The sequence below is a fragment of the Pseudoduganella guangdongensis genome (assembly GCF_009857475.1).
GTDB classification, from domain to species: domain Bacteria; phylum Pseudomonadota; class Gammaproteobacteria; order Burkholderiales; family Burkholderiaceae_D; genus Rugamonas; species Rugamonas guangdongensis.
The window spans coordinates 1-1,012 of sequence record NZ_WWCJ01000044.1 but is presented as its reverse complement, the minus strand read 5'-3'; the positions used below and the strand labels follow the sequence as shown (position 1 = coordinate 1,012).

Sequence of the window (1,012 nt, the reverse complement as noted above, 5' to 3'; positions counted from 1 at the left end):
GAAAAACAGAGATTGAACTGAAGAGTTTGATCCTGGCTCAGATTGAACGCTGGCGGCATGCTTTACACATGCAAGTCGAACGGCAGCGCGGGCTTCGGCCTGGCGGCGAGTGGCGAACGGGTGAGTAATATATCGGAACGTACCCAAGAGTGGGGGATAACGTAGCGAAAGTTACGCTAATACCGCATACGATCTAAGGATGAAAGCAGGGGATCGCAAGACCTTGTGCTCCTGGAGCGGCCGATATCTGATTAGCTAGTTGGTGAGGTAAAGGCTCACCAAGGCAACGATCAGTAGCTGGTCTGAGAGGACGACCAGCCACACTGGAACTGAGACACGGTCCAGACTCCTACGGGAGGCAGCAGTGGGGAATTTTGGACAATGGGGGCAACCCTGATCCAGCAATGCCGCGTGAGTGAAGAAGGCCTTCGGGTTGTAAAGCTCTTTTGTCAGGGAAGAAAAGGCTGTGGCTAATATCCACAGCTGCTGACGGTACCTGAAGAATAAGCACCGGCTAACTACGTGCCAGCAGCCGCGGTAATACGTAGGGTGCAAGCGTTAATCGGAATTACTGGGCGTAAAGCGTGCGCAGGCGGTTTCGTAAGTCTGTCGTGAAATCCCCGGGCTTAACCTGGGAATGGCGATGGAGACTGCGAGGCTAGAGTTTGGCAGAGGGGGGTAGAATTCCACGTGTAGCAGTGAAATGCGTAGAGATGTGGAGGAACACCGATGGCGAAGGCAGCCCCCTGGGTCAAAACTGACGCTCATGCACGAAAGCGTGGGGAGCAAACAGGATTAGATACCCTGGTAGTCCACGCCCTAAACGATGTCTACTAGTTGTTGGGTCTTAATTGACTTAGTAACGCAGCTAACGCGTGAAGTAGACCGCCTGGGGAGTACGGTCGCAAGATTAAAACTCAAAGGAATTGACGGGGACCCGCACAAGCGGTGGATGATGTGGATTAATTCGATGCAACGCGAAAAACCTTACCTACCCTTGACATGGATGGAA

Annotated in this window: 1 rRNA gene; it reads left to right on the top strand. The window is 52.9% G+C overall.

Going from position 1 to position 1,012, the window contains the following annotated elements:
* Nucleotides 1–14 precede the first annotated feature (14 nt).
* Nucleotides 15–1,012: ribosomal RNA gene (locus GTP41_RS26735) — 16S ribosomal RNA — on the top strand; the annotation flags it as partial.